This window comes from Streptomyces sp. NPDC058665, assembly GCF_042714995.1.
Classification (GTDB): Bacteria; Actinomycetota; Actinomycetes; order Streptomycetales; family Streptomycetaceae; genus Streptomyces.
The window spans coordinates 164,516-190,108 of the sequence record NZ_JBHXRX010000002.1; the positions used below are offsets into that span (position 1 = coordinate 164,516).

Sequence of the window (25,593 nt, forward strand, 5' to 3'; positions counted from 1 at the left end):
CGGTGGACATGCCATCATCCCCTCAGGAGGAAGCTGATTCCGCGTACATCCACCAGTGGACCTCACATATCGGACACCCGCCAACGCTCAGCTGCCGGACGTGGATTTCGGTTTGACGATCCGCAGGATTCGCGCGAGTACGGCGGTGGCGGCGACCGCCAGCAGACCCAGCGTCACCGGCACGGCGACCGTGGCGAAAACGCCCTGCGCCGACCAGAGCGCCACCGCCAGGCACCAGACCGCCGTCGCGACCGCCCGCCCCTCCAGCCGCCCGTTCGCGAATGACGCGCGGAGCGCGACGGCGGCCAGCCCCAGGCAGAGCAGGTGCAGTACGCCGGGCAGGAGCTCCAACGCCAGTGCCTGCCCGGTCAGTTGGGCGATGGCTTCGGTGACCGGCCGGTGCCAGGGGCCCGACACCGCCTCGGGCCGTACGCCGAGAAGGACCGGCGCTCCGTGCAGCGCGGTGAACAGGGCCAGCAGGCCGGCCGTGAGCAGGAGCGGACGCGACCGTACGGCTGCCACGGCCGCGCACTGGACGACGATCAGCAGGACTCCGGCGCCCAGGGTCAACGGCGGAAGCGCGGCGAGGAACTGGGTCCCCGACACCTCGTCGGCGGCGATGTCGGCCATGCCCCGCAGCGGTGTCCAGAACAGCCCGGTGGCCAGGGCCAGAAGGACCCAGAGCACGGCGGTGGACAGGCGCCGCTTGGGATGCGGGGCCGGTTCCGCCGCTTCCGTACGAGCCGTGGCCACCTTGAGCTCGGCGGCCTCGCGCGCCCATGTCGTCCCGTAGCCCTGCTTCTGTGACCGCGACCGTGACTGCGCCCGCGCACGCCCCCGCCCGTGCCCCTTCAGCGCCGACCGCAGCCCCGGCGCCGCCAGCAGCGCGACCAGCGTCATGGACAGCAGCATCGCCAGCCCGGCACCCGAGATCCCGGCGGGCCCGAGCAGCACGACCGCGCTCCCGAGGACACACACGCACATGACGCCCTGAAGGGCGGCGAGCATTCCCGTACGCCCCTGGACACGCAGCACACCGATATACAGCTCCACCACGACCCGGGGCAGCGCGGCGGCGGCCAGCAGGCGCAGCACCGTCGAGCCGTGTTCGGCGTAGTCCGCCCCGAAGGGCGCGAGCACCTGCGGCGCGAAGATCACCAGCACCAGCACGACGGGCACCAGCAGCAGCGTCATCCGGCGCAGCGCCCCCCTTACGCCCTCCGCCAGCCGCTCGGGGGAGTGCGAGGCGTGCGCGGTCAGGGACGAGGCCATGTTGATGGCCATGAACTCCATCGTCCCGCCGACGGTGTAGGCGGTGTAGAAGAACGCGTTGTGCGCCGCGTCGAAGCGGACGGCGACCATCACCGGCAGCAGGTTGATCATCGCCAGGCTGAACAGGGCGCCGACCGAGTCACCGGCCAGGAACCGCCCGATGTCCGCCGGGCGCGGCGGCTCGCGGTCCCGGTCGGCGGCGGCCTGGCGCGGGATGAGCCGGCGGAACACCAGCCAGCCCAGGGGCAGTACGGACAGGGCGATGGCCGCCGCCCACGACACGAAGACGCCGAGGACCGGCATCGCGGTGGCGAACACGACGAGCAGCAGCAGTTTCCCGAGTGAGAAGACGGCGTTGCCGACCGGCACCCAGAAGGCCCTGCGCAGCCCGGTCAGCACCCCGTCCTGGAGGGTGAGCAGCGCCCAGGCCACACACGAGCCGGTGAAGAGGAGCCCGGCGGTGACGCCGCCGAGCGGCGCGTACGAGGGGCCCCACAGGTCGAGCGTCAGCAGGAAGACCACGCAGGCGACGCACACGACGGCCGAACTGACCGCGTACGCGCGCCACACCAGCGCCCCGGTCGCCCGCCCGGCCCGGGGCACGTAGCGCACCACCGCACCGATCATGGTGGTCGCGGTGAGGGACGCCAGCAGCCGCATCGCGGCGATGGCGGCGGACCCCTGGCCGACGGCCTCCTCCGTGTAGTAGCGGGCGGCGACCAGCCAGAAGCCGAGGCCGAGGGCGGCGGAGACGCCGGTGGAGAGCATCAGCGCGTACGCGTTGCGGAACATCGAGTCGCTGTGGGCGCCCCTGTCGCTCTCGGCGTCTCCGCCGCCCTCGGTCGACGCGCCCTTCCGCAGGGTGTCAGCCACCGTCGTACCCCGGAGGTAAGACGGGCTCGGCCCCCAACTCGTCAAGTGCGGCGATGACTTGACCGGCCCGTAACGGATCGGCCGGCAGCGCGTGCCGGGCGAACCAGGCGGCGGGCGCGGGGTGCGGCGACGCGTCGGTGAAGACGTCGCCCGCGTAGACGTCGAGCGGCGGGTCGTACAGATAACCCGTGGTGATCCGGCGCTTGGCGAGCGCGGCGACCGCGGCGTCCCGGTCGGCGACCAGCAACGGCACCCGGAACAGCGGCTGCACCCCTCCGTGCGTCCCGCCCGGTGCCCACCGCGTCGCCAACAGCCGTTCCGTGCCCGCCCGGTGGGCCCCGAGCAGCGGATCGAGCCCGGACAGCAGCCGTTCGGTACGTCTCAGACGCACGCGGCCCGGCGTGGCGCGGTACGGGTGCATGTCGACGCGCACCCACGAGTCGAAGCCGTCGAGCCCCCGCGCGTCGGCCAGCGCCTCCTTCAGTTCACCCGGCCGCAACTCCATCCGGATGCCCCGGCGTTCCTCGGCCCCGGCGGCGCGCAGCAGCCCCCGCGCGGCCCGCACCAGCCGCAGTCCGCGCACCCCGGCCTCCGCGTACGGCCTTACGGCGTAGGCGAGTTCGGCGGCGAGCCCGGCCGGTCGGAGGAGCGCGTCGCGGGCCGCCGCCAGTTCCGTACGGAGCCCGGGGTCGGCCATGGCGAGGAACCCACCGGTCTTGGCGCCCACATGCTTGGAGAGGCTGAAGACGGCCGCGTCCCCGAAGGTGCCGACGGCCCGGCCGCCCACCTCGCTGCCGATCGCGTGTGCCGCGTCCTCGATCAACGGGATCCCCAACGCGTCGCAGCGGGCGCGCAGTTCGGGTGCGGGGTCGGGATTCCCGTACAGATTCGTGGTCAGTACGGCGGACAGCCCCCGCCAGTCGGACTCCGGAACGGCGGCCAGGTCGATCGACCCGTCCCGCCCGTTCAACGGCGCCTGGACGGGCCGCAGTCCGGCGGCGAGCACCACGAACATGATGACGTCGTCGTTGACGGGCGACATCAACACCCGCCCACCGGGCCGGCACCAGTGCCGCAGCGCCACGTAGAGCCCGAGCCTGCACGACGGCACGTAGAGACACTCCCTGCCGAGCCGCTGCCGCATGACCCCTTCCAATACGGCGTACGGCATCGGACAGCCCACCCCCTGAGCCATACCATTCCCCCCTGCCCCCGGATCAATGTGGCCTTAGCGGACGCTCCCGTCAATACGGTCCCCGTCGGTCCGTCGGTCCGTTGATTGGGGGCGGGCGGTCACCGCTGCGCGGCGACCATGTCCGCGATCTCCTTGAGTACGAGGTCGGGTCGGTCCTTCGGCACGTCGTGGGAACTGCGCTTGGCGGTGACGAGCGTTCGGCCGGGCCCGTCCTCGACGAACGAAGCTGCGGCGTCGCGCCAGCGCTGGGCGTCCACGGGCGACCCGTCGAGGGGGGTCTTCTCCGAAACGATGACCGTCGCCGGGACGGAGTCCGGCCAACTGACCTTGTGGAACGCCTCGTGCGCCGGGCCGAAGCCATCCGCGGTGGAGAGGAGCTGCCGGTTCTCCGGCCGGTCGGGGTCCTTCTTCGCCGCGTCGACCTGCGGCTGGTTCGCGGCTACGAGCCGGGGAATCTCCTCGTCCGTGAAGAACGGGGGGAGATTGGCGTCGACCAGGACCGCGCCGGAGAGCATCTTCGGGTTGTCCTTGGCGAAGTAGTTCGCGATCTCACCGGCCTGGGAGTGGGACACCAGGGTCACGTTCTTGGTGACGCCCAACTGCTCAAGCCCGGCCTTGAGGTCGCTGACAGCGCTCTCGACCTTCCACGGACCGGGCACCACGTCGCTCTTCCCGAGCCCGGCCCGGTCGTAGGTGATGACGGTGGCACCGGTGTCCGCGCGTAGCTTGGGAACGAGATCCTTCCACTGCGAGGAGTCCTCGCCGCCGCCCGAGTCCAGGACGATCGTGTCGCCGTTGCCCGGTGTGACATGGAAGGCCAGCCGATGCCCATCATTGCTGATCATGCGCAGCTCCGCCCCGCCTGACCGGCCGGCTTTCGGTGGGGCGGACGACGTGGCCGGGGAGGAGACGGCGCGCTCGGGGGCGGAGTCGTCGTCCCCGCAGGCCGTGAGGGCACCGCCGGCCAGGGTCAGCAAGGCGAGGGCCGACAGAACGCGATACGTGGACCGGTGCGTGCGGGGAGTGCGGGACATGAGTGATCCTTCGGCGACTGAGGTGCTGTTGTGCTTTCAGCGCAATCATTCGGTGACGCGGTTGATCACAGAATCCGGCTGGCACGTCAGTCGGTGGTGCCACTGATACCAGCGAGCACGATGGGGTTAACCCCCGCAAGCGACCACGGAGCGGTACGCATCACGAAGCCGCTGGTCACGGCGCCCGCGACAACTCCAACGCAGTTGCCTGCGTCTCGTACGCGCGGCCGGTCTCACCGAGTTGGGTGAGTGCCTGGCTCATGTGGACGTGATGCTTCTGCAACGGGTAGCCGAACCAGGTGTCGGCGTGCTGCTGCGGAGTGAGCCGACCGGCCAGTCGCTCGACATCGGCGACAGCGACGAGGGCCTTGTCCCGGTGGCCGCCGATCGCGTACGCGCGGGAGGCGACGGCGGCTGCGAGGGCCGCAGCGGCGCTGGGGCTGTTTCCGGCGAGGTGCCGTGCCTCGTCGGTGAGTTTCGCGGCGGCGGCCGGGGCACCGTAGTTCAACGGAACCATCGCCTCGCGTCCGAGCACCCAGGCATGCAGAAGTCGGTCCCCTGACTGCTTGGCAGCTCGTCGGGCGGTGGCGAACCAGCGGTGGGCCTCACGATGTTCGCCGAGGTCGTGCAGGACGATAGCGACCATGCCCGCCATCTGTCCCGTGACGTGGCACAGCTGGGGACTGTGCCCGACCAAACCTTCGTGTTCGAGGCCCCGAGTCTTCTGGCCGGGCTCGGCCGGAACGGCTACCGCACCGTGTGCATCGGCGGCGTCACCTACTTCTCCCGTGAGACACCGCTCGGATCCGTCCTGCCGGACATGTTCGACGAGGACTATTGGCGCCCCGAATTCTCCTCACCCGAACCCGACTCCACTCGCCATCAGGTCGACCAGGCCCTCGAAGCGGCTGACAGCCCGACCGAGCCCCTGTTCCTGTTCGTCAACGTCTCGGCCACCCACGTCCCCCACGGCCACTACCTCGGCGGCAGCACGGACACCGTCCAGTCCCAGGCCGCAGCCCTGGCCTACGCCGACGAACATCTTGGACGGTTGATCACCACGCTCACCGCCCGCCGCCAGTGGCTGGTCATCATGTGCGCCGACCATGGCGAGGCCTTCGGAGAGGACGGCTTCCACGGCCGGAGAATCGCCCACCCCGTGGTGATGAACGACCCCTACGCGGCCATGCTCCGGGGTTGAACCCCACTACGCTCGCCGGGCATGAGCGACGACCCCAGTGCCCCCACCCGCGACGCGTCCGTGATCGTGGCGCGCGATGACAGCGACCGGGTAGCCATCCTGACCGCCGACTTCCCGCGCCACGGCGGCGAGTACCTGTTCCTGCCCGGCGGGCGACGCGAGGACGGTGAGACCCCGGAGGACTGCGCCCGCCGCGAACTGCGGGAAGAGGCCGGAACCACAGCCACCGAGTGGCGCGCGCTCGGCTCCTACGCCATGACCCTGGCCTCCACAGCCCGTATTCACCTGTTCGAGGCCCGCCAACTGGCGCTGGGCCCACAGGAGCTGAGCCCGAACGAGGCCGACTTCAAACTGGCGTGGTGGCCGATCGGCGAGGCCCTCACTGCCGCCGCCGGCGGCCGGTTCCTCCTGCCCGCCGGTCCCCTCGCCCTGCTACTGGCCGACAGGAACGCGTAGCCGTTGGCAACGTAGCTACGCGCCGATTTCACCGTTCTTTATGCCGGTAAGGAACGCGGACCACTGGGCGGGTGTGTAGAACTGGGTTCCGGCGGCGCGGTCCTTGGTGTCGCGTACCGCGCGTCCGCCGTCGGCGGTGTGGGCGACCTCGACGCAGTCCTGGGTGCCGCCTGCCGAAGCACTGGACTTCTTGAACGCGGTCACGACGTCCTGGTTCTTCATCACGTGTCCTTCTCGCTCGCCGGGATTTCCTTCATCGTCCTATCGATGAAAGCAAGGCTCTGATCCGGGGTCAGCGCGGCGGACCGCAGCGCTTCGAAGATCTGGGCATGATTGGCCATCTCCGCCAGGTCTTCCAAGAGAACGGTGCTGGTCGTGGTGTCGTACGCGACGGCTTCCGGTGCCGGCTCCGGGCCGAAGTTGAACAACACGAAATGAGTGCTCATGTGTGCGGCCTGCCATTCGCCGAGTGGCAGGACCTGAATGCTCACGTTCTGACGCTGCGCCACATCCCAGATGTGGCTGAGCTGTTCGCGGTGGATCTTCGCGGACGGCATGGGCGCAGTCAGCGCCGGCTCCCAGATGACCGTCGCGAATCGGGCGCCGCCCTCCTCGATGGTCCGTCGCCGTGTCTGCCGGATGCCGACCATTTCTTCGACCGCTGGAGGCGAGTAGGCGGTGAGACTCCCGCCCAAGAGGGTCTTCAGGTAGTCATCGGTCTGGAGCAGGCCCGGGATGAAGAGCGGCTGCCAGGAACGGATGTAACTGGCGTCTGTCTCCAGCGTCACGAAGTCGGCGAACCCCTCATTTCTGCTCGCCCAGGGGAAGTCCAGCCACCAACCCCGCTTGTTGGAGTCCCGCGCCAGTTGTTCCAGCCGTAAACAGACCTCGCGGTCCTCGACCCCGTACAGCTCCAGCATCAGCCGGACATCACCGGGCCGGGCGGAGACCTGGCCCGTCTCGATGCGGCTGATCTTGGCCTTCGAGCCCGCGATGTGCTCCGCCGCGTGCGTCTGATCCAGCTTCGCCGCTTCGCGGTAGCGCCTCAGCGCCGCCCCAAGTCGCCTGCTGCGCACGGTAGGTCGTCCACCTGCGGGCATGTTCTCTCCTCCACTGTCCGTGACCAGTTTGCACGGCTGTGGACGCTACACGCCAACAAGTTGAGACGAGGAGTGAGATGCAACTTCTCGCTCAAGTTCGATTGCAGTATGTGCGCGTTGACCCATACGGTGAGTTGCATCACGTGGTGTCGCCAAGTCGCGACAGGCCGTGATCCCTGGTTCCGCCTGCCCACAACCCTTGGGGGACGCATGTCCGGGCGCACACACATCAAGAGGTTCCGGATCCGCAGGGACTCCGTCCCCGCGGCCCGACGCCACGTCGAAGTACTACTGACCGAGTGGAAGTTGGGCGGCCTCGTCGACGTCGCCGCCCTCGTCACCAGTGAGTTGACGACCAACGTCGTCCAGCACGCTCTTGGTACGGGCGAGTTCTTCGAACTCGGACTGCGCCGACGCGGCGGTGTACTCGTGCTCGAAGTCTCCGACTCGTTCCGGTGGCAGATGCCGGAGTTGAGGAAGCCTCAGGAGACCGACGCCCACGGGCGGGGCCTGTTACTCGTGGACGCCCTCAGTGCGGGCTGGGGCGTCAGGCCCCGTGATGTCGGCAAGACCGTATGGGTGCACCTGCCCATCCACCGGCAGGACTTGGTGTGAGCCTCCCCGAACTCACCTACCGCGCCGACTGCGTCGCCTATACCCTCCACGACCGGCGGTTGTTCTGGCTCGGCGGGCACGCGGCCGACTCGCCGTGGACGGCCCTGACGTGGCTGGCGGAGCGGGCCGAGCACATCGCCGATCAGCTCGACTCGTATGCAGCCCGGCCGTTGCGCGCGTGGCGGGCCGACGGGCGGGAGCAGCAGCGTGCGCTCGCGCGGCTCGGGCGGGAAGTCGCGTACTCGTTCCTCGTCAGGGATGAGTTGGTCATCTACATACTCTCGGCGGCGCCGGTCCCCGCGCACGCGGCCCGGCGGGAGTCCGTGACTGCCGCCGGGCCGCGTGGGGGGCTGGTTGGAGAGGTGTCACTCGTCGAGCGTCAGGCCCTTTCGGAGCCTCACCAGCGTGCGTGAGAGCAGGCGGGACACGTGCATCTGGGAGATGCCCAGCTCCTCGCCGATCTCCGACTGCGTCATGTTGGCCACGAACCGCAGCGAGAGGATCGTCCGGTCGCGTGACGGAAGTCCCGCTATCAGCGGCTTCAACGACTCGACGTACTCGATGCCTTCGATCCCGTGGTCCTCGTAGCCGATGCGGTCCGACAGCGCGCCCTCGGTGTCGTCCTCCTCCGGCTGCGCGTCCAGCGAGCTCGCCGTGTACGCGTTGCTCGCCGCCATCCCCTCGACGACCTCGTCGTTGGTGATGCCGAGCCGGTCGGCGAGTTCGCCGACGGTTGGCGCGCGGTCCAGCTGCTGGGACAACTCGTCGCCGGCCTTGGCCAGTTCGAGGCGGAGCTCCTGAAGCCTGCGCGGCACCCGCACCGACCACGACGTGTCGCGGAAGAAGCGCTTGATCTCGCCGACGATCGTCGGCATCGCGAAGGTGGGGAACTCGACGCCCCTGCTGAGCTCGAAGCGGTCGATCGCCTTGATCAGGCCGATCGTGCCGACCTGGATGATGTCCTCCATGGGCTCGCTGCGGGAGCGGAACCGGGAGGCGGCGAACTTGACCAGGGCGAGATTCAGCTCGACCAGGGTGTTGCGCACGTACGCGTGCTCGTGGGTGCCCTCTTCCAGGCCCTCAAGGCGCTCGAAGAGCGTCTTGGACAGTGCCCGCGCGTCCAGCGCGCCGACCTCTTCGAAGGGCGGGATCTCTGGCATGTCATCGAGGCCCGGGAAACCGGACGCGAGTGTGGCGCCGGTCTCGTCAGGTTCGGACGGGGTTGTCGACGGCGCCTCGTGGGTACGCGGTTCGTCGAGCCGGGGTGACATGGTCTCCTCCATACGTTCTCGGCATATGGCTGCCGATGCCAATACGCGCTGCTGCGGTTTGCGGCGCCTCCATAGCCGGTCGTGTCGGTCTGGTTCTTGTGTCCCTACTAGCCCTATCGGTTCAGCGCGGACAGGTGCAAGTGTCATTTCGCACATATGTCCGCCTTGTGGGGGAGATTGGCTACCGGAGGCCGTGTGAAAGGCGTAATGTTTCGACGAACGTCAACGGCATGCGACGCGACGACAAGCACGATCACATCGCGATATGCGGCAACTTCTGAAACATCTGACGACGGCGCACTTCACCGCAGAAGAGGGACGGACGGGCATGGACCGCCAGACGGTCGGCAGCACGAACCGGGGCCGGCTCCGGGTCGAAGTTCGGACCGAGGGCCGAAGCGAGGTCGTGACAGCCGCGGGTGAGTTGGATCACCACACCGCCGGGCTGTTGCGCGCACCTCTGGACGAAGCACTCGACCAGGGCCGGGACCGGCTCGTGATCGACTGCTCGCAGCTCGAATTCTGTGACTCGACCGGGCTGAACGTCCTGCTCGGGGCCCGTCTCAGGGCCGAAGCGGCCGGCGGTGCGGTCCATCTGGCCGCGATGCTGCCGGTGGTCGCCAGGGTCTTCGAAATCACCGGCGCCGACGCGGTCTTCACCGTGCACGATTCGCTGGAAGCGGCTCTTGCCGACTGACCCGGGGCCCGCACGAGGGCCTTGTGTGAACCAGATGTTGCAAGTGTCACGTCACCCGCGTAGGTCTTGTGGGTGTTGTCACGATTACGCCGGGCAGAAGAGACCCCGGGCCGGTCGGGACAGGCCAGGCAGTCTCTGTACCGATGTCTAGATGAGAACGACCAATTGGCGAACCGGTGAATCGGTGAGGTGAAGCGCTGATGAGCACCACCCGGCAGTTTCCGCCGGGCGATTTCGGCTCCGAGCCGGACGGCGCGGGTACCCACTCCGCCGGGCCCGAAAGCCGGGTACGCACCCTGGCGTTGGGCAGCGCCAGCGGCATCGTCCCGATGGCGCGCGACTTCACCCGCCAGGCCCTTTACGACTGGGGCTGGCTGCCGGCCGAGACCGCCGACCGACGCGCCGCCGCGGAGGACGTCCTGCTCGTCGTCTCCGAGCTGGTCACCAACGCGTGCCTGCACGCCGAGGGCCCCGAACAGCTCCGGGTCTCCTCAGACACCAAGGTGCTGCGCCTGGAGGTCACGGACCGCGGCACCGGCCAGCCCGCGCCCCGTACCCCGCACCGTGCCGGACGGCCGGGCGGCCACGGCATGTTCATCGTGCAGCGGCTCTGTCTGGACTGGGGGGTGTCCCGTACGCCGGGAGCCCCCGGCAAGACGGTCTGGGCGATCCTCGCGGCCCCGTCCTAGCGGCGAGACCGGCGAGAAGCGCGAGAGACCCTCAGCGCACGTCCCCCATCAGCCCACGCACCGTCCTGCGGTACATGAAGACCGCGAAGCCCGCGAGCGTGGCCAGCGCCGCCTCCACGGCCACCACCCCCGTACGGCTCAGATCCACCCCGGCGATCGAGAGCATCCCGGTCACAGAGTCGCCCGCGGTGACCGCGAGGAACCACACACCCATCATCTGACCGGCGTACTTCGCCGGCGCCATCTTCGTCGTCACCGACAGACCGACCGGTGAGACACACAGCTCGCCCACCGTCTGGATCAGATAGATGCCCACCAGCCACACCGGGCTGACCAGGGTGCCATCGGCCGCCAGTATCAGCGGGATCAGGAAGAAGAAGAACGAGACACCCACGAAGGCCAGACCCGCGGCGAACTTCACGACCGTGCTCGGCTCCTGGCCCCGCCGGTTCAGCCAGAGCCAGAGCCAGGCGATCACGGGCGCCAGCGCCATGATGAAGACGGGGTTCAGCGACTGGTACCAGGACGTCGGGAAGCCGATGCCGAAGACATGGTCGGCGGCCTTCGTCGTACCGAAGGCCTGGATCGTCGACCCGCCCTGGTCGTAGATCATCCAGAAGACGGCCGCCGCGACGAAGAACCAGATGTAGCCGGACATCTTCGCCTGTTCGGCCGGCGAGAGATCCTTGTCGCGCTTCATCCGGACCAGCACCCCGGCCGGGATGACGATGCCCGCCAGTGTCAGCGGCACCATCGCCCAGTTGATGGTGAAGTGGCCGGTGAAGACGGCGAGTCCGTAGAAGACCGAGCCGATCAGCAGCCAGGTCAGCCCCTTCCTCAGCCAGCTCCCCCGTTCCTCGGCGGACAACGGCGTCGGTACGTGGCTGCTCCGCGGGGCCAGGTGCTTCGTACCGAGCAGGAACACGAGCAGGCCGATGCCCATGCCGAGTGCCGCGAGCGCGAAGCCGAGGTGCCAGCTGTACTTCTCACCGACGGTGCCGATGACCAGCGGCGCGAAGAAGGCACCGATGTTGATGCCCATGTAGAAGATGGTGAAGCCGCCGTCGCGGCGCGGGTCGTCGGTGCCGTCGTAGAGATGGCCGACCATCGTGGAGATGTTGGACTTCAGCAGACCCGAGCCGAGCGCCACCAGCCCCAGACCGGCGAAGAAGGTGCCCGAGCCGGGCAGGGTGAGCGTCAGATGGCCGGCCATGATGGTGCAGGCCGCGATGGTCACGGTCCTGCGCGGGCCCCAGACCCGGTCGCCCAGCCAGCCGCCGGGCATGGCCAGCAGATAGACCATCGACAGATAGATGGAGTAGATCGCCGTCGTGGTGGCCAGGGTCATCCCCAGGCCGCCCCCCTGAAGGCCCTTCGAGGCCTCGGGGCCGCCCGAGATCAGATAGATCGTGAGCAGAGCCTTCATGCCGTAGAAGCTGAAGCGTTCCCACATCTCCGTCATGAAGAGCGTGGCCAGTCCGCGCGGATGGCCGAAGAACGTCTTCTCGGGTACGCCCTGGGGGCCGGGGGCCGTGGGGCGGCCGCCGGTCGGTTCGGGGGAGTCCTTGGTGAGGCTGGACGCCATGGGGGGATCCTCGCCCGGCCGGGTGCGCGAAAAGGGGACCTTCGGCCCTTGGGCGGCCAAAGATCCCCGATTGGTCCTACGACGTGCCGCGCGGCCGGAGCCGCAGGCATCGGCGATCACTGCCCGGACGCTCCTCCACGCGGACTACCATCAACCTCATGACCCGTGTACTGCTCGCCGAGGACGACGCGTCCATCTCGGAGCCGCTGGCCCGCGCACTGCGCAGGGAGGGCTACGAGGTGGAGGTACGCGAAGACGGTCCCACCGCGCTCGAAGCCGGCCTCCAGGGCGGAGTGGACCTGGTCGTACTCGACCTCGGACTGCCCGGCATGGACGGTCTCGAAGTCGCCCGCAGACTCCGCTCCGAGGGCCACTCCGTGCCCCTGCTGGTGCTGACCGCCCGCGCCGACGAGGTGGACACGGTGGTCGGCCTCGACGCCGGCGCCGACGACTACGTGACCAAGCCCTTCCGGCTGGCCGAACTGCTCGCCAGGGTCCGCGCCCTGCTGCGGCGCGGCGCGAGCGAGCCGGCCGCATCGCCCACCACGCACGGCGTCCGTATCGACGTCGAGTCGCACCGGGCATGGATGGGCGAGGAGGAACTCCAGCTCACCGCCAAGGAGTTCGACCTGCTGCGGGTCCTCGTCAGGGACGCGGGCCGGGTCGTCACGCGCGACCAGCTGATGCGCGAGGTCTGGGACACCACGTGGTGGTCCTCCACGAAGACCCTGGACATGCACATCTCGTGGCTGCGCAAGAAGCTGGGCGACGACGCGGCGAACCCGCGGTACATCGCGACGGTACGGGGCGTCGGTTTCCGTTTCGAGAAGAGCTGAGGCGGGCGACCCGGCCCGATCCGGCGGGACGCGCCCCAGGGCCGAACAGAAGTAGGGCACAGTGCGCCGTCGTCTGATCAACTCCACGCTCGCCGTGGTGCTCGTCGTGATCGCCGTCTTCGGCGTCTCGCTCGTCATCGTCGAGACCCGCACCATCAGCAACAGCGCCCAGGAGAGGGTGGACCTGGAGGCCGTACGGCTGGTCAGCATCGTCGACAGCCGGCTGCTCGGCGGCGAGCGCGTCACCGAGGCGATCCTGCGGGAACAGGTCGACGGCGGACGGTACGCCAAGGTCGAGATCCCCGGCCGCCCGGCCGTCGAGATCGGCGCACGCCCCGACGACGGCGCCATCAGGGGCAAGGCCGAGGGCGAGCAGGGCGAGACCGTCACCGTCGAGGAGTCCCGTGCCTCCGTCACGGCCGAACTCGGCCGCACCCTCATGATCATCGGCGCGGTGGCACTGCTCGCCGTGATCGCTGCCGTCCTGCTCGCCGTACGCCAGGCCAACAAGCTCGCGTCGCCCCTCACCGACCTCGCCGAGACCGCCGAACGCCTCGGCTCCGGCGACCCGCGCCCCCGCCACAAGCGGTACGGGGTGCCCGAGCTGGACCGGGTCGCCGACGTCCTCGACGCCAGCGCCGAGCGGATCGCGCGAATGCTGACCGCGGAGCGCCGGCTGGCCGCCGACGCCTCCCACCAGCTTCGTACGCCCCTCACCGCGCTCTCCATGCGCCTGGAGGAGATCTCCACCACCGACGACCCCGACACCGTCAAGGACGAGGCGACGATCGCCCTGACGCAGGTGGAGCGGCTGACCGACGTGGTGGAGCGGCTGCTCACCAACTCGCGCGACGCCCGCACCGGCTCCGCGATCGTCTTCGACCTCGACGACGTCGTACAGCAGCAGATCGAGGAGTGGCGCCCGGCCTACCGCAGCGCCGGACGCGCGATCGTCTGCTCCGGCACCCAGCACATGCGGGCCGTCGGCACCCCCGGCGCCGTCGCGCAGGTCCTCGCCGCGCTGATCGAGAACTCGCTGATGCACGGCGGCGGCACCGTCGCCCTGCGCAGCAGGATCACCGGCAACCAGGCCGTGATCGAGGTCACGGACGAGGGCCCCGGCGTACCGGCGGACCTCGGGTCACGGATCTTCGAGCGCGCGATCAGCGGGCACAACTCGACGGGTATCGGGCTCGCGGTCGCCCGTGATCTGGCGGAGGCGGACGGCGGTCGGCTCGAACTGCTCCAGCAGCAGCCGCCGGTCTTCGCGCTGTTCCTCAGCCGCGAGGTGCGGATCCGCAAGGAGCCGAAGAGGACTGTCAGATGAGCGTCAGGTGACCCGGCCGGGCTCCGCTTCCGGCACCAGCCCCGGCACGGGCGCGGGCTCCGGCCGGAGCCGGCGGAACACCCACGTCCGGTACGACCAGAAGCGGAACAGCGTCGCCACGCCGATCCCCAGGAACTTGAACACGTTGCTCTGGAGCGGCCCGTCCCAGCCGAACCCGTACGTCGCCGTGTAGAGCACACCGTTCTCGATGACCAGCCCGACCGCGCTGAACAGCAGGAAGAGCGTCAGCTCCTTCGTCCGCCGGGTCTTGTCGCGGTCCCGGTAGGCGAAGTAGCGGAAGCCCACGTAGTTGCAGGCGATCGCGACGACGGTGGCCAGGATGCTGGCCCGTACGACCTGGAGTTCGGTGGTGTGCCGTACGAGGTTGAAGACCGCCAGATTGACCAGCAGACCCACCCCGCCGACCGCGCCGAACTTGGCGATCTCGTGGGTGAGCAGCGACAACCGCTCCCGCAGGGCTGGTCTCTGCGAAGGCGCGGCAGTCATCAGGTCGCTCAGCCCCGTCCGGTCGGCGTGTGTCGGTCGGCGTATTCGGTCGATGTGGTCCGTCGACGTGCTCTGTCGACGTGCTCCGTCGGCGTCGCGGTTACGTCGCCGACCGGCCCACTGTAACCACCGGAAGGTGCCGGACCGGGCGACGGATACCCTGGGAGTGTGACATTCCCGGTAGTCGGCATGGTCGGCGGCGGTCAGCTCGCCCGTATGACCCACGAGGCGGGCATCCCCCTCGGCATCAGATTCAAGCTCCTCAGCGAGACCCCTCAGGACTCCGCGGCCCAGGTGGTCGCCGATGTGGTCATCGGCGACCACACCGATCTGGAGACCCTGCGTGCCTTCGCGCGCGGCTGCGACGTGCTCACCTTCGACCACGAGCATGTGCCGATCGAGCATCTGCGCGCCCTGGAGGCGGACGGCATCCCCGTACGCCCCGGGCCGGAAGCCCTCGTGCACGCGCAGGACAAGGGCGTGATGCGCGCCAGGCTCACCGAGCTGGGCGCGCCCTGCCCGCGCCATCGCATCGTCACCGACCCCGCCGATGTCGCCGCCTTCGCCGCCGAGGTCGGCGGCTTCCCCGTCATCCTGAAGACGGTGCGCGGCGGCTACGACGGCAAGGGCGTCTGGTTCGCCCGATCGGAGGACGACGCGGAGCAGCCCTTCCGGGCCGGCGTCCCCGTCCTCGCCGAGGAGAAGGTCGACTTCGTCCGGGAGCTCGCCGCCAACATCGTGCGCTCGCCGCACGGCCAGGCCGTCGCGTACCCCGTCGTGGAGTCCCAGCAGGTCGACGGCGTGTGCGACACCGTCATCGCGCCCGCGCCCGGTCTCTCCGACGAGCTGTCCGGCGAGGCGCAGCGGCTCGCGCTGCGGATCGCCGCCGAACTGGGCGTCGTCGGTCATCTCGCCGTCGAGCTGTTCGAGACGGCCGACGGCCGGATCCTCGTCAACGAGCTGGCCATGCGCCCGCACAACTCCGGCCACTGGACGCAGGACGGGGCGATCACCTCGCAGTTCGCCAACCACGTACGCGCCGTGCTCGACCTGCCCCTCGGCGACCCGCGCCCGCGCGCGCCGTGGACGGTCATGTGCAACGTACTGGGCGGCGACTACCCCGACATGTACGCGGCGTATCTGCACTGCATGGCCCATGACCCGCAGCTCAAGATCCACATGTACGGCAAGGACGTGAAGCCCGGCCGCAAGGTGGGCCACGTCAACACCTACGGTGACGACCTGGACGACGTGCTGGAGCGCGCCCGCCACGCCGCCGGATACCTCCGAGGAACGATCACCACATGAGCTCTCCCCTCATCGGCGTCGTCATGGGGTCGGACTCCGACTGGCCCGTCATGGAGGCCGCCGCGCAGGCGCTCGACAAGTTCGAGATCGCCTACGAGGTCGACGTCGTCTCCGCGCACCGGATGCCGCGCGAGATGATCGCGTACGGCGAGGAGGCCGCCGGACGCGGGCTCAGGGCGATCATCGCGGGCGCGGGCGGCGCGGCCCATCTGCCGGGCATGCTGGCCTCCGTCACCCCGCTGCCGGTCATCGGCGTCCCGGTACCGCTGAAGTACCTGGACGGCATGGACTCGCTGCTGTCGATCGTGCAGATGCCCGCAGGCGTGCCGGTCGCGACCGTCTCCGTAGGAGGAGCCCGTAACGCCGGTCTGCTGGCCGCGCGGATCCTGGCGGCGTCCGACCCCGGGCTGCGGGCCCGTATGGAGGACTTCCAGCGGAGCCTGAACGAACAGGCCACGGACAAGGGCAGACTCCTGCGAGCGAAGGTCAGCGGTCACGACAGCTTCGGCTTCGGGAAGTGAGGGCCCCCATGGGCACCGATGACTATCTGGAGCAGGCCCGCGAACTGCTCGAAGACTTCCCCGTGGTCGACGGGCACAACGACCTGCCGTGGGCGCTGCGTGAACAGGTCGCCTACGACCTCGACCGCCGCGACCTCGCCGACGACCAGTCGGCGCATCTGCACACCGACATCCCGCGGCTGCGGGCGGGCGGGGTCGGGGCGCAGTTCTGGTCGGTGTACGTACGCTCCGACATGGCCGGCGACACGGCGGTCAGCGCGACCCTGGAGCAGATCGACGTCGTCGGGCGCATGATCGCCCGCTACCCCGACGACCTCGCCGCGGCCCGCACCGCCGACGACATGGAGAACGCCCGCCGCACCGGGCGTATCGCGTCCCTGATGGGCGCCGAGGGCGGCCACTCCGTCAACAACTCCCTCGCCACGCTGCGCGCCCTGTACGCGCTCGGCGTGCGCTACCTGACACTCACGCACAACGACAACCTCGCGTGGGCCGACTCGGCGACCGACGAGCCCGGCGTGGGCGGCCTCTCGCCCTTCGGCCACGAGGTCGTACGCGAGATGAACCGCACCGGCATGCTGGTCGACCTCTCGCACGTGGCCGCCACGACGATGCGCGACGCGCTCGCCACCAGCGCCGCGCCCGTGCTCTTCTCGCACTCCTCCGCGCGGGCGGTCTGCGACCATCCGCGCAACATCCCGGACGACGTGCTGGAACTGCTGCCGGCCAACGGCGGGGTGGCGATGGCCACCTTCGTACCGAAGTTCATCCTTCCCGAGGCCATCGCCTGGACGAAGGCCGCCGACGAGAACATGCGCGAGCGCGGTGCGCACCCGCTCGACACGACCGAGTCCGCGATGAGGATCCACCGGGCTTTCGAGGCGGCCAACCCGCGCCCGGCGGCGACCGTCGCGACGGTCGCCGACCATCTGGACCATATGCGCGAGGTCGCGGGCATCGACCACATCGGTATCGGCGGCGACTACGACGGCACGGCGTTCACGCCGGACGGCCTTGAGGACGTCGCCGGCTACCCGAACCTCGTCGCTGAACTCCTCGCCCGCCGCTGGTCTCCCGAGGACCTGGCGAAGCTGACCTGGCACAACGCGGTACGGGTGCTGCGCGCCGCGGAGGACGTGGCCCGTGCGCTGCGCGCGGAGCGCGGTCCTTCGACGGCGACCATCGCGGAACTGGACGGCTGAGACGCCGGGGGTACTGAGACTCCGGGGGTACGGGGCGCGGGCCGGACTTGTCGGGCCCGCGCCCCGCGCCGTACCCCCGAACGCCCCGTCCGCCGCGACCCGTCCGGCGGCCCGTGGCACGGTGGCCGTACTGCCTTCGCACCCCACGGAGCCTCGTCATGGCAGATCTGAAGGACGACCCCTACGACACGGACGCGACACCGGCGGCCGGTGATCTCGACGCGCGGCCGCACCCCAGCCCGCCCACGGAATCGCTGACGACCCCGCCCACCGACTCGATGACGGCCATGGACGCAGCCTCCCCGGCACTGCCCGCCTCCCCGGCCACGCCCGCCACGCCGGCCTCGTCCGCCGAGCGCGCCCGCGAGCTGCTGGCCTCGCACCCCGTCGTCGACGGCCACAACAGCCTCGCCCCCACGCTGCTGCGCCGCCGCGCCACCAGCCACAGCCACGACCTCGAACAGGGCGACAGCTTCCTCGACACCGACATGCCGCGGATCAAAGAGGGCGCGCTGGGCGCGCAGTTCTGGTCCCTGGAGGTCGACGCCGCGGCGGTCCGCGAGGGCCGGGCCGTCAGCACCACGCTGGAGCTGATCGACCTCGTACGGGATCTGATCTCGTCCCACCCGGAGAGCCTGCGCATCGCGCTCGGCGCCGGGGACCTGGCCGACGCCCGCAACTGCGGACGCGTCGCCTCGCTCCTCGGCCCCGTCTCGGGCCCGGCCATGGGCGACTCGCTCGCCACGCTGCGCGCGTTCCACTTCCTCGGCGTGCGGGCCCTCTCCCTCGCGGGCGCCCGCTGGGCCGAGGGCGGGCTCAGCCGCTTCGGCCACGAGGCCGTGCGCGAGCTGAACCGGCTCGGCGTCGTCATCGATCTGACCGGCACGTCCGACGAGACGGCGCGCGCCACGTTCGCCGTCACCAAGGCACCGGTGATGTTCTCCCACTCCGCCGCGAGCGTCCCGGACGACATCCTGGCGCTGCTCGGCGCCAACAACGGTGTCTGCATGGTGAGTTTCGCACCGGACCAGATCGCCCACGGCAGGACACCGGCACTCTCCCAGGTCGCCGACGCCGTCGAGCGCGTACGGGACGTGGCGGGCCCGGAGTGCGTCGGTCTCTCGGGGACGTACGGCCGCGAGTCCCGGACACCGCACACCGTCGGCCTCGAAGACACCTCGTGCTACCCGCAGTTGATCGCCGAACTGCTCGAACGCGGCTGGGACGACACCGCCGTCTCGGATCTCACCTGGGGCAACGCGGCACGCGTGCTGCGCGACACCGAGTTCCTGGCGCGCGCCAACCAGCAGCGGCGCCGGCCGTCCACGGCGAAGATCGAAGAACTGGACGACGCCCGCCGGTAGTTGTGTCCACGGGCCGGTCAGGCCCTCGGCCGGCCCATCGCCCGGTACGTCCAGCCCGCCCCGCGCCACGCCGCCGGGTCGAGCGCGTTGCGCCCGTCGAGGATCAGCCGCCGCGACACGGCCCCGCCGAGCTCCGCCGGGTCCAGCTCCCGGAACTCGCGCCACTCGGTCAGATGCAGGACGACATCGGCGCCGCGCACCGCCTCCAGCGCGGACTCGGCGTAGCCGAGCGTCGGGAAGAGCCCGCGGGCGTTGTCCATGCCCTTCGGGTCGTACACGGTGACCTGACCGCCCTGGAGATGGATCTGCCCGGCGACGTTGAGCGCGGGGGAGTCCCGTACGTCGTCCGAGTCCGGCTTGAACGTCGCGCCCAGGACCGCGACCCGCTTGCCGAGGAACGACGAGTCGCCCCCGACGGCCTCGCGCGCCAGCTCCACCATGTGCCCGCGGCGCCGCATGTTGATCGAGTCGACCTCGCGCAGGAACGTCAGCGCCTGGTCCGCCCCCAGCTCGCCCGCCCGCGCCATGAACGCCCGGATGTCCTTGGGCAGACAGCCGCCGCCGAAGCCGATCCCGGCCCGGAGGAACTTCCTGCCGATGCGCTCGTCGTAGCCGATGGCCTCCGCCAGCTTCACCACGTCGCCGCCTGCCGCCTCGCAGACCTCGGCCATCGCGTTGATGAAGGAGATCTTGGTGGCGAGGAAGGAGTTCGCGGCGGTCTTCACCAGCTCGGCGGTCGGGAAGTCCGTCACCACGAACGGTGACCCCTCTCCGAGAGGCGTGGCGTACACCTCGCGCAGCAGCTTCTCGGCGCGCTCGCTGTCGGTGCCCACCACGATCCGGTCCGGGTGGAGCGTGTCCTGTACGGCGAAGCCCTCCCGCAGGAACTCGGGATTCCAGGCGAGCTCGACGTCGACGCCCTCCGGCGCCAGCTCGGTGAGCCGCCGCGCCAGCCGCTCCGCGCTGCCGACCGGCACGGTCGACTTGCCGACCACCAGCGCCGCCCGGCCCAGCTGCGGGGCCAGCGAGTCGAAGGCGCTCTCGACGTAGCTCATGTCGCACGCGTACTCGCCGTGCTTCTGCGGGGTGTTCACGCAGACGAAGTGGACGTCGCCGAACGCGCCGATCTCCTCGTAGGAGGTGGTGAAGCGCAGCCGGCCGCTCGACCCCTCGATGCCCGCGACATGCTTGCGCAGCAGGTCCTCCAGGCCGGGCTCGTACATCGGGACCCGGCCCGCCGACAGCATCTCGATCTTCTCGGGGACGACGTCGAGCCCGAGGACTTCGAAGCCCAGTTCCGCCATGGCCGCGGCGTGCGTAGCGCCGAGGTAGCCGGTACCGATCACAGTGATCTTGAGGGCCATGTCGTGCTCCTGGGAGTGCGGTCGGGATGCGGTGGCGCCCGGCGTGCGATCGCGGCTGCGATCGCACCGTGCGAGTGCGCGGCCGAGCATAGCCCCGCGCTCCGGACGCCTTTTCGGTCGCCCGTACGGCAAGGTGCGGGAGCTGTCGGAAAACTCACGTACGGCGCGGTGCTCCCGACCTCTAAAATTGGTGTTACTTAACGGTAGTTAGCATTCAGGGGAGTGAAGGACCGTGGCCGGATCGGCTGATTTCGACCTGTACCGCCCGTCGGAGGAGCACGACATGCTCCGGGAGGCGGTGCGCGCGCTCTCCGAGGCGAAGATCGCGCCGTTCGCCGCCGCGGTGGACGAGGAGGCCCGCTTCCCCCAGGAGGCGCTCGACGCGCTGGTCGCCGCGGATCTGCACGCGGTCCACGTCCCCGAGGAGTACGGCGGCGCCGGTGCGGACGCCCTCGCCACGGTGATAGTCATCGAGGAGGTCGCCCGCGTCTGCGCCTCGTCCTCCCTGATCCCGGCCGTGAACAAGCTCGGCTCGCTGCCCGTGGTCCTCTCCGGCGGCGATGACCTGAAGAAGAAGTACCTCGGCCCGCTGGCCAAGGGCGACGCGATGTTCTCGTACTGCCTCTCCGAGCCGGACGCGGGCTCGGACGCCGCCGGCATGAAGACCAAGGCCGTACGGGACGGCGACAGCTACGTACTCAACGGCGTGAAGCGCTGGATCACCAACGCCGGCGTCTCCGAGTACTACACGGTGATGGCCGTCACCGACCCCGACCGCCGTACGAAGGGCATCTCGGCGTTCGTCGTGGAGAAGGGCGACGAGGGTGTCTCCTTCGGCGCCCCGGAGAAGAAGCTCGGCATCAAGGGCTCCCCGACCCGCGAGGTCTACCTCGACAACGTCCGCATCCCGGCCGACCGCCTCATCGGCGCCGAGGGCACCGGCTTCGCCACGGCGATGAAGACCCTGGACCACACCCGCATCACGATCGCGGCCCAGGCCCTCGGCATCGCCCAGGGCGCGCTCGACTACGCCACGGGCTACGTCCAGGAGCGCAAGCAGTTCGGCAAGCCGATCGGCGACTTCCAGGGCGTCCAGTTCATGCTCGCCGACATGGCGATGAAGCTGGAGGCGGCCCGCCAGCTCACCTACTCGGCGGCGGCCCGCTCCCAGCGCATCTCCGACGGCGGCGACAAGGAACACCTGACCTTCTTCGGCGCCGCGGCCAAGTGCTTCGCCTCCGACACGGCGATGGAGATCACGACGGACGCGGTCCAGCTCCTCGGCGGCTACGGCTACACGCGCGACTACCCGGTGGAACGGATGATGCGCGACGCCAAGATCACCCAGATCTACGAGGGCACGAACCAGATCCAGCGCATCGTGATGGCGCGCAACCTGCCGTAGGCGCTGTACGACGAAACGCCCCGGTGCGCGTGAGCGGGCCGGGGCGATTCGGGTGGTGCGTGGTGATCGAGGGGGTCAGTCCGAGGTGACCGTGACCTTCTCGTCGTTGTTCAGCTGTTCCACGAGCTGCTTGACCTTGGCCTTGTCCCAGACAAGGTTGCCGCCCGTGCTGCCCGAGATCGGGATGTTCATCGACTTGCCGTCGCCGCCCGTGACGCCCTTCATCGCGAAGAACATCTGGCTCAGCGACCAGAGCGACATGTCCTTGTCGACGATCAGGGTGTCCAGGCCCGCGCCCATCGTCGGGTAGAGCTTGAACGGGTTGAGGACCGTGCCCGGTGTGGCGGTCTGGGAGGCCAGGGCCGCCAGGAACTTCTGCTGGTTCTTCGTACGGTCCAGGTCGCTGCCCGCGAAGGCGTACCGGGTGCGGACGAACGCCAGGGACTGCTCGCCGTCCAGCGTCTGCTTGCCCGCCTTGAAGTCGGCGCCCGACTTCTTGTCCTTGAAGGCCTTCGGGATGTCCAGCTCGACGCCGCCGATCGCGTCCACGATGTTGGCGAAGCCCGCGAAGCCGATCTCGACGTAGTGATCGATGCGCAGACCGGTGTTGAACTCGACGGTACGCACGAGCAGTTCGGGCCCGTCCTCCGCGTACGCCGCGTTGAGCTTGGTCTCGCGGCCCTGGTTCGGGAACAGCTTCCCTGACTCCGAGCCGCGGAACGAGGGGATCACCACGTTCGAGTCACGCGGCAGCGAGATCAGCGTCGGGCCGTTCGAGCCGTCGTGCAGGATCATCATCGAGTCGGTGCGCTTGCCCTCGGCGCTGCCCGTGTGGAGTTCTTTCTTCTCCTCGTCGGACATGCCCTCACGGCTGTCGGAGCCGACGATCAGATAGTTCGTGCCGTCGCCCGCCGCCGGGCGCTCGATGACCTTCGAGAGGTCGACCTCGCGCTTGAGCTTGGAGTCGGCCCAGAAGTAGGTGCCTATGGAGACGACGAGGAATATGACGACCAGGGAGATCGCGGTGATCTTGATACGGCGCCGCCAGTCCGGTGCGTGGTCGGGCGGATAACCGCCGCCGTTGTTGTAGGACCCCTGCGGCGGCACACCCGGCGGGCCGCCCTGACCCCGGTCGGCCGGGGTGCCGTAGACCTGGCCGGTGTTGTAGTCGCTGTTGTACGGCGGCGGGTCGTATCCCCCGTCGTACCCCTGCGACGGCTGCTGGGGGACCGCGCGCCGCTGCACGTGCGGCATCGCGCGAACGCCTTCGGGCTGACCGCCCGCGCTGCCGCGTCCGTAACGCTCGCCGCCACGGTCAGCGCGGTCGCCGTTCCATCCGTCAGGCCAATCGTTCATGCGGACCAGTGTGCGGCTCAGAGGTGTCGCGCATACAGGGGTGGAGGAAAATCACAGCATCCCTGTTGCCAAGCTGATGCAATGCGGGCCGTTACGGACCCCCGCATAGGGTGGAGGGCATGACAGACCAGGCCGTCCGCCCCGAGACAGATATTCCGGGTAAGCCCACCTCAGCGTCCCGTACCACGCTCAGTCACATCATGAGCGGCGGTGACACCAATCTCCTCGGCACGGTGCACGGCGGCGTGATCATGAAGCTCGTCGACGACGCCGCGGGAGCGGTCGCCGGCCGGCACTCCGGAGGGCCCGCGGTCACCGCGTCCATGGACGAGATGGTCTTCCTGGAGCCGGTGAGGGTCGGGGACCTCGTCCATGTGAAGGCCCAGGTCAACTGGACGGGACGGTCGTCCATGGAGGTCGGCGTACGCGTGCTGGCCGAGCGCTGGAACGAGTCCACCCCCGCCCAGCAGGTCGGCAGCGCCTATCTCGTCTTCGCCGCCGTCGACGCGGACGGCAGGCCCCGCCCCGTACCGCCGGTGATCCCGGAGACCGAGCGCGACAAGCGGCGCTACCAGGAGGCGCAGATCCGGCGTACGCACCGGCTCGCCCGGCGGCGCGCGATCAAGGAGCTGCGCGAGAAGCGCGCCGCCGAGGGGATCAACGACTGAGTGGTAGGGGCGGACGAGGCGGCCGTGGCCGACTGCCCACGGGGCCCGTACGCGGTCCTCGTCACGGGCACACCACCTGGTCGCCCGTCACCGCCCCGAACTCGCCCTGGTGCACATCCTCGGCCTTCACCGGCCGTACCGCCTTGTAGTCCTTCCCCGCCATCACCTTCAGCGTCGCGCCCTGCCGGGGCACCGGCTTCAGCTCACAGCCAGGCAGCGCGGCGGCCAGGGACCTCGCCGAGCGGTCCCAGCGCGGGTCGAACAGCACCTGCGTACGCGTCGCCTCGGGCCCCGTGTGGTTCAGCGGGGCCCGCGTCGTACCGAAGCCGGTCGCGCGCAGCGCGCTGTCCACGCGCTGGCCCAGACCGTCCCGCCGGGTCGCGTTGTAGACCTGCACCCTGATCTGCTGCGGCGACACCTCGACCAGCGAGGCCGGCGGCTGCGTGGGCGCCTGCGGCCCGTGCGGTCCGGCGGGGGCCGGCGGCGTCAGCGGCTTGTCCTCGCGCAGCGCGCGGAAGAGCTTCTTCGACTTCACCGGGTCCCACTTCAGCGTCGAGCCGATGCCCTTGACCGGGAAACCCCCTGGGGCGACAGGCACGGACGTGAACTCCGACGACGCCGGAGTGAAGTCGCGCATCGCCTTGCCGAGCGTGAGCAGTTCCTGCGTACCGAAGCCCTTGTCCGCCCGGACCGAGTCGAGCATGGCCGAGGTCACACCGCGGAACTTCACCGGATTCAGGAGCACCCCGCTGCTGGTGGCCTGTTTGATCAGCGCGGCCATGAAGCGCTGCTGGCGCTGCATCCTGCCGAGGTCGGACGAGCCGTCGAGATAGCGGGAGCGCACGTACTGGAGAGCCTTGCCACCGTCCAGCTTGTGCGTCCCCGCGCGCAGATCGAGGCCGGTGTGCGAGTCCTTCAGCGGCTTGGCGGTGCAGATTTCCACCCCGCCGACCGCGTCGACCGTCTTCATGAAGCTGGTGAAGTCGATCTCCAGATAGTGGTTGACCTTCACGCCGGTCATGCCCTCGACGGTCCGGACCGTCAGCTGCGGGCCACCTTCCGCGTACGCCGCGTTGAGCTTCACCGGGTGCGGCCCGTGCTTCTCGCCGGTGTTCTCGTCGGTGTGCGAGGGCAACTCGGCGTAACTGTCGCGCGGCAGGCTCACGACGCTCGCGCGCTCACGGTCCTCCGAGATGTGCACGAGCATGATCGTGTCGGTGCAGCGGCAGGGGGCGCCGCCGAGCCGGTACTTCTGCCGCTCCTCCTTGGTGATCTTGTCGCGGCCGTCGGTGCCGACCAGGAGGATGTTCATGCCGTTCCCCCCGTCGGGCCGGTTCTTCATGTCCTTGAACGGGTCCACCCGGCCGATCCCGGTGTCGAGACTCGTGACGACGGCGTGCCCGATGCCCCCGGCGCCGAGCACCAGCACCGAGAGCGTCGTGGCCACCCGCATTCCCCAGCGGGGCCGGCCGGGACGGCCGTTCCGGCGCCCGCCACGGGGGCCGCGCCCACCACGGACACCGCGCACACCGCGGTCGGCGCCGGCGCTCGGCGCGGACCGGACGCCGGTCTGCGCCGGTCTGGGCCGACCGGCGGGCCGGGGCCGGGGGGAGCGGGGTGGTGTGGGCACGGGGGGACACCTCCGCGGGTGACGGGATCGACTGGACTGCCGGGGCGGGGCGGGGCGAGGGACGGCCAGGGGACGCAAGGTAGGCCCATACGATCAGCAGCCTTGCGCTGAGCCCGC

At 69.8% G+C, this 25,593-nt stretch carries 26 protein-coding genes; 14 read left to right on the forward strand and 12 right to left on the reverse strand.

Annotated features, from left to right (window positions below):
- Window positions 1–87 precede the first annotated feature (87 nt).
- The 4 genes from ACFWV8_RS02135 to ACFWV8_RS02150 form a co-directional block, all read right to left on the reverse strand.
- Window positions 88–2,145 carry a lipopolysaccharide biosynthesis protein gene (locus ACFWV8_RS02135; protein WP_384197121.1) on the reverse strand — a complete coding sequence of 686 codons (2,058 nt, stop codon included), beginning with the start codon at window positions 2,143–2,145 and terminating at the stop codon, window positions 88–90.
- Complete coding sequence (locus ACFWV8_RS02140; RefSeq protein ID WP_384197221.1) at window positions 2,138–3,289, reverse strand: DegT/DnrJ/EryC1/StrS family aminotransferase; 1,152 nt, start codon at window positions 3,287–3,289, stop codon at window positions 2,138–2,140. Before ACFWV8_RS02140 ends, ACFWV8_RS02135 begins: the two co-directional genes overlap by 8 nt.
- A gap of 149 nt (window positions 3,290–3,438) precedes the next feature.
- Complete coding sequence (locus ACFWV8_RS02145) at window positions 3,439–4,374, reverse strand: alpha/beta fold hydrolase (RefSeq protein WP_384197123.1); 936 nt, start codon at window positions 4,372–4,374, stop codon at window positions 3,439–3,441.
- 175 nt (window positions 4,375–4,549) lie between these two features.
- Window positions 4,550–5,020, reverse strand: coding sequence for a hypothetical protein (locus tag ACFWV8_RS02150; RefSeq protein WP_384197125.1), 471 nt, complete (start codon window positions 5,018–5,020; stop codon window positions 4,550–4,552).
- Window positions 5,021–5,059: 39 nt separating this feature from the next.
- On the opposite strand from ACFWV8_RS02150, the gene ACFWV8_RS02155 reads away from it, so the two are divergent.
- On the forward strand, window positions 5,060–5,575 hold the full coding sequence (locus tag ACFWV8_RS02155) for a sulfatase-like hydrolase/transferase (protein WP_384197127.1): 516 nt from the start codon (window positions 5,060–5,062) through the stop codon (window positions 5,573–5,575).
- Window positions 5,576–5,596: 21 nt separating this feature from the next.
- On the forward strand, window positions 5,597–6,031 hold the full coding sequence (locus tag ACFWV8_RS02160; RefSeq protein ID WP_384197129.1) for an NUDIX hydrolase: 435 nt from the start codon (window positions 5,597–5,599) through the stop codon (window positions 6,029–6,031).
- Window positions 6,032–6,046: 15 nt separating this feature from the next.
- On the opposite strand, the gene ACFWV8_RS02165 is transcribed toward ACFWV8_RS02160, so the two are convergent.
- A complete protein-coding gene (locus ACFWV8_RS02165; protein ID WP_384197131.1) occupies window positions 6,047–6,253 on the reverse strand; it encodes a DUF397 domain-containing protein in 207 nt (68 codons plus the stop codon).
- Window positions 6,253–7,107 (reverse strand): helix-turn-helix domain-containing protein, encoded by an 855-nt coding sequence (locus ACFWV8_RS02170; protein ID WP_384197133.1) that lies wholly within the window; start codon window positions 7,105–7,107, stop codon window positions 6,253–6,255. The genes ACFWV8_RS02165 and ACFWV8_RS02170 overlap by 1 nt, the downstream gene beginning before the upstream one ends.
- Window positions 7,108–7,341: 234 nt before the next feature.
- On the opposite strand from ACFWV8_RS02170, the gene ACFWV8_RS02175 reads away from it, so the two are divergent.
- A complete protein-coding gene (locus tag ACFWV8_RS02175) occupies window positions 7,342–7,746 on the forward strand; it encodes an ATP-binding protein (protein WP_384197135.1) in 405 nt (134 codons plus the stop codon).
- Window positions 7,743–8,159, forward strand: coding sequence for a hypothetical protein (locus ACFWV8_RS02180; protein ID WP_384197137.1), 417 nt, complete (start codon window positions 7,743–7,745; stop codon window positions 8,157–8,159). The genes ACFWV8_RS02175 and ACFWV8_RS02180 overlap by 4 nt, the downstream gene beginning before the upstream one ends.
- Here ACFWV8_RS02180 and ACFWV8_RS02185 read toward each other — a convergent pair.
- Window positions 8,112–9,017 (reverse strand): RNA polymerase sigma factor SigF, encoded by a 906-nt coding sequence (locus ACFWV8_RS02185; protein WP_329386926.1) that lies wholly within the window; start codon window positions 9,015–9,017, stop codon window positions 8,112–8,114. The two genes, ACFWV8_RS02180 and ACFWV8_RS02185, sit on opposite strands and share 48 nt — an antisense overlap.
- Window positions 9,018–9,345: 328 nt before the next feature.
- Here ACFWV8_RS02185 and ACFWV8_RS02190 point away from each other — a divergent pair, with 328 nt between their 5' ends.
- Together ACFWV8_RS02190 and ACFWV8_RS02195 are read left to right on the forward strand one after the other, a co-directional pair.
- The gene (locus ACFWV8_RS02190; protein WP_384197223.1) at window positions 9,346–9,714 is read left to right on the forward strand and encodes an STAS domain-containing protein; all 369 of its coding nucleotides are present in this window, start codon (window positions 9,346–9,348) and stop codon (window positions 9,712–9,714) included.
- Between the two features lie 200 nt (window positions 9,715–9,914).
- Window positions 9,915–10,403 (forward strand): ATP-binding protein, encoded by a 489-nt coding sequence (locus ACFWV8_RS02195; RefSeq protein WP_329386928.1) that lies wholly within the window; start codon window positions 9,915–9,917, stop codon window positions 10,401–10,403.
- 31 nt (window positions 10,404–10,434) lie between these two features.
- Here ACFWV8_RS02195 and ACFWV8_RS02200 read toward each other — a convergent pair whose 3' ends face one another.
- Window positions 10,435–11,988 (reverse strand): peptide MFS transporter, encoded by a 1,554-nt coding sequence (locus tag ACFWV8_RS02200; protein ID WP_384197139.1) that lies wholly within the window; start codon window positions 11,986–11,988, stop codon window positions 10,435–10,437.
- A 158-nt stretch (window positions 11,989–12,146) separates the two neighbouring features.
- On the opposite strand from ACFWV8_RS02200, the gene ACFWV8_RS02205 reads away from it, so the two are divergent.
- Complete coding sequence (locus ACFWV8_RS02205; RefSeq protein ID WP_189109494.1) at window positions 12,147–12,824, forward strand: response regulator transcription factor; 678 nt, start codon at window positions 12,147–12,149, stop codon at window positions 12,822–12,824.
- A gap of 61 nt (window positions 12,825–12,885) precedes the next feature.
- Window positions 12,886–14,151 carry an ATP-binding protein gene (locus ACFWV8_RS02210; RefSeq protein ID WP_329386933.1) on the forward strand — a complete coding sequence of 422 codons (1,266 nt, stop codon included), beginning with the start codon at window positions 12,886–12,888 and terminating at the stop codon, window positions 14,149–14,151.
- 3 nt (window positions 14,152–14,154) lie between these two features.
- On the opposite strand, the gene ACFWV8_RS02215 is transcribed toward ACFWV8_RS02210, so the two are convergent.
- A complete protein-coding gene (locus tag ACFWV8_RS02215; protein ID WP_384197141.1) occupies window positions 14,155–14,658 on the reverse strand; it encodes a GtrA family protein in 504 nt (167 codons plus the stop codon).
- 168 nt (window positions 14,659–14,826) lie between these two features.
- Here ACFWV8_RS02215 and ACFWV8_RS02220 point away from each other — a divergent pair, with 168 nt between their 5' ends.
- From ACFWV8_RS02220 to ACFWV8_RS02235, 4 genes are all read left to right on the forward strand, one after another.
- Window positions 14,827–15,966: a 5-(carboxyamino)imidazole ribonucleotide synthase gene (locus ACFWV8_RS02220; protein WP_384197143.1), complete on the forward strand. Its 1,140-nt coding sequence runs from the start codon at window positions 14,827–14,829 to the stop codon at window positions 15,964–15,966.
- Window positions 15,963–16,487: a 5-(carboxyamino)imidazole ribonucleotide mutase gene (gene purE, locus ACFWV8_RS02225; protein WP_384197145.1), complete on the forward strand. Its 525-nt coding sequence runs from the start codon at window positions 15,963–15,965 to the stop codon at window positions 16,485–16,487. Before ACFWV8_RS02220 ends, purE begins: the two co-directional genes overlap by 4 nt.
- A gap of 8 nt (window positions 16,488–16,495) precedes the next feature.
- Window positions 16,496–17,689, forward strand: coding sequence for a dipeptidase (locus tag ACFWV8_RS02230; RefSeq protein ID WP_384197147.1), 1,194 nt, complete (start codon window positions 16,496–16,498; stop codon window positions 17,687–17,689).
- 158 nt (window positions 17,690–17,847) lie between these two features.
- A complete protein-coding gene (locus ACFWV8_RS02235) occupies window positions 17,848–19,053 on the forward strand; it encodes a membrane dipeptidase (RefSeq protein WP_384197149.1) in 1,206 nt (401 codons plus the stop codon).
- A 17-nt stretch (window positions 19,054–19,070) separates the two neighbouring features.
- On the opposite strand, the gene ACFWV8_RS02240 is transcribed toward ACFWV8_RS02235, so the two are convergent.
- A complete protein-coding gene (locus tag ACFWV8_RS02240; RefSeq protein ID WP_384197151.1) occupies window positions 19,071–20,417 on the reverse strand; it encodes a UDP-glucose dehydrogenase family protein in 1,347 nt (448 codons plus the stop codon).
- Between the two features lie 232 nt (window positions 20,418–20,649).
- On the opposite strand from ACFWV8_RS02240, the gene ACFWV8_RS02245 reads away from it, so the two are divergent.
- Entirely contained in the window at window positions 20,650–21,822 is a 1,173-nt protein-coding gene (locus tag ACFWV8_RS02245) for an acyl-CoA dehydrogenase family protein (protein ID WP_384197153.1), read from the forward strand.
- A gap of 75 nt (window positions 21,823–21,897) precedes the next feature.
- On the opposite strand, the gene ACFWV8_RS02250 is transcribed toward ACFWV8_RS02245, so the two are convergent.
- Window positions 21,898–23,178, reverse strand: a complete 1,281-nt coding sequence (locus tag ACFWV8_RS02250; RefSeq protein WP_384197155.1) for an LCP family protein — start codon at window positions 23,176–23,178, stop codon at window positions 21,898–21,900.
- Between the two features lie 119 nt (window positions 23,179–23,297).
- On the opposite strand from ACFWV8_RS02250, the gene ACFWV8_RS02255 reads away from it, so the two are divergent.
- Entirely contained in the window at window positions 23,298–23,846 is a 549-nt protein-coding gene (locus ACFWV8_RS02255) for an acyl-CoA thioesterase (RefSeq protein ID WP_384197157.1), read from the forward strand.
- A 61-nt stretch (window positions 23,847–23,907) separates the two neighbouring features.
- Here ACFWV8_RS02255 and ACFWV8_RS02260 read toward each other — a convergent pair whose 3' ends face one another.
- Entirely contained in the window at window positions 23,908–25,299 is a 1,392-nt protein-coding gene (locus tag ACFWV8_RS02260) for an LCP family protein (protein ID WP_384197227.1), read from the reverse strand.
- Window positions 25,300–25,593: the final 294 nt, after the last annotated feature.

Excerpts from the sequence above, each read along its gene's own strand:
- ACFWV8_RS02140 (WP_384197221.1), bottom strand. The coding sequence starts at position 3,289 with ATGCGGCAGCGGCTCGGCAGGGAGTGTCTCTACGTGCCGTCGTGCAGG.
- ACFWV8_RS02145 (WP_384197123.1), bottom strand. The coding sequence starts at position 4,374 with ATGTCCCGCACTCCCCGCACGCACCGGTCCACGTATCGCGTTCTGTCG.
- ACFWV8_RS02150 (WP_384197125.1), bottom strand. The coding sequence starts at position 5,020 with ATGGTCGCTATCGTCCTGCACGACCTCGGCGAACATCGTGAGGCCCAC.
- ACFWV8_RS02160 (WP_384197129.1), top strand. The coding sequence starts at position 5,597 with ATGAGCGACGACCCCAGTGCCCCCACCCGCGACGCGTCCGTGATCGTG.
- ACFWV8_RS02165 (WP_384197131.1), bottom strand. The coding sequence starts at position 6,253 with ATGAAGAACCAGGACGTCGTGACCGCGTTCAAGAAGTCCAGTGCTTCG.
- ACFWV8_RS02175 (WP_384197135.1), top strand. The coding sequence starts at position 7,342 with ATGTCCGGGCGCACACACATCAAGAGGTTCCGGATCCGCAGGGACTCC.
- ACFWV8_RS02185 (WP_329386926.1), bottom strand. The coding sequence starts at position 9,017 with ATGTCACCCCGGCTCGACGAACCGCGTACCCACGAGGCGCCGTCGACA.
- ACFWV8_RS02190 (WP_384197223.1), top strand. The coding sequence starts at position 9,346 with ATGGACCGCCAGACGGTCGGCAGCACGAACCGGGGCCGGCTCCGGGTC.
- ACFWV8_RS02195 (WP_329386928.1), top strand. The coding sequence starts at position 9,915 with ATGAGCACCACCCGGCAGTTTCCGCCGGGCGATTTCGGCTCCGAGCCG.
- ACFWV8_RS02200 (WP_384197139.1), bottom strand. The coding sequence starts at position 11,988 with ATGGCGTCCAGCCTCACCAAGGACTCCCCCGAACCGACCGGCGGCCGC.
- ACFWV8_RS02205 (WP_189109494.1), top strand. The coding sequence starts at position 12,147 with ATGACCCGTGTACTGCTCGCCGAGGACGACGCGTCCATCTCGGAGCCG.
- ACFWV8_RS02215 (WP_384197141.1), bottom strand. The coding sequence starts at position 14,658 with ATGACTGCCGCGCCTTCGCAGAGACCAGCCCTGCGGGAGCGGTTGTCG.
- purE (WP_384197145.1), top strand. The coding sequence starts at position 15,963 with ATGAGCTCTCCCCTCATCGGCGTCGTCATGGGGTCGGACTCCGACTGG.
- ACFWV8_RS02230 (WP_384197147.1), top strand. The coding sequence starts at position 16,496 with ATGGGCACCGATGACTATCTGGAGCAGGCCCGCGAACTGCTCGAAGAC.
- ACFWV8_RS02235 (WP_384197149.1), top strand. The coding sequence starts at position 17,848 with ATGGCAGATCTGAAGGACGACCCCTACGACACGGACGCGACACCGGCG.
- ACFWV8_RS02240 (WP_384197151.1), bottom strand. The coding sequence starts at position 20,417 with ATGGCCCTCAAGATCACTGTGATCGGTACCGGCTACCTCGGCGCTACG.
- ACFWV8_RS02250 (WP_384197155.1), bottom strand. The coding sequence starts at position 23,178 with ATGAACGATTGGCCTGACGGATGGAACGGCGACCGCGCTGACCGTGGC.
- ACFWV8_RS02255 (WP_384197157.1), top strand. The coding sequence starts at position 23,298 with ATGACAGACCAGGCCGTCCGCCCCGAGACAGATATTCCGGGTAAGCCC.
- ACFWV8_RS02260 (WP_384197227.1), bottom strand. The coding sequence starts at position 25,299 with ATGCGGGTGGCCACGACGCTCTCGGTGCTGGTGCTCGGCGCCGGGGGC.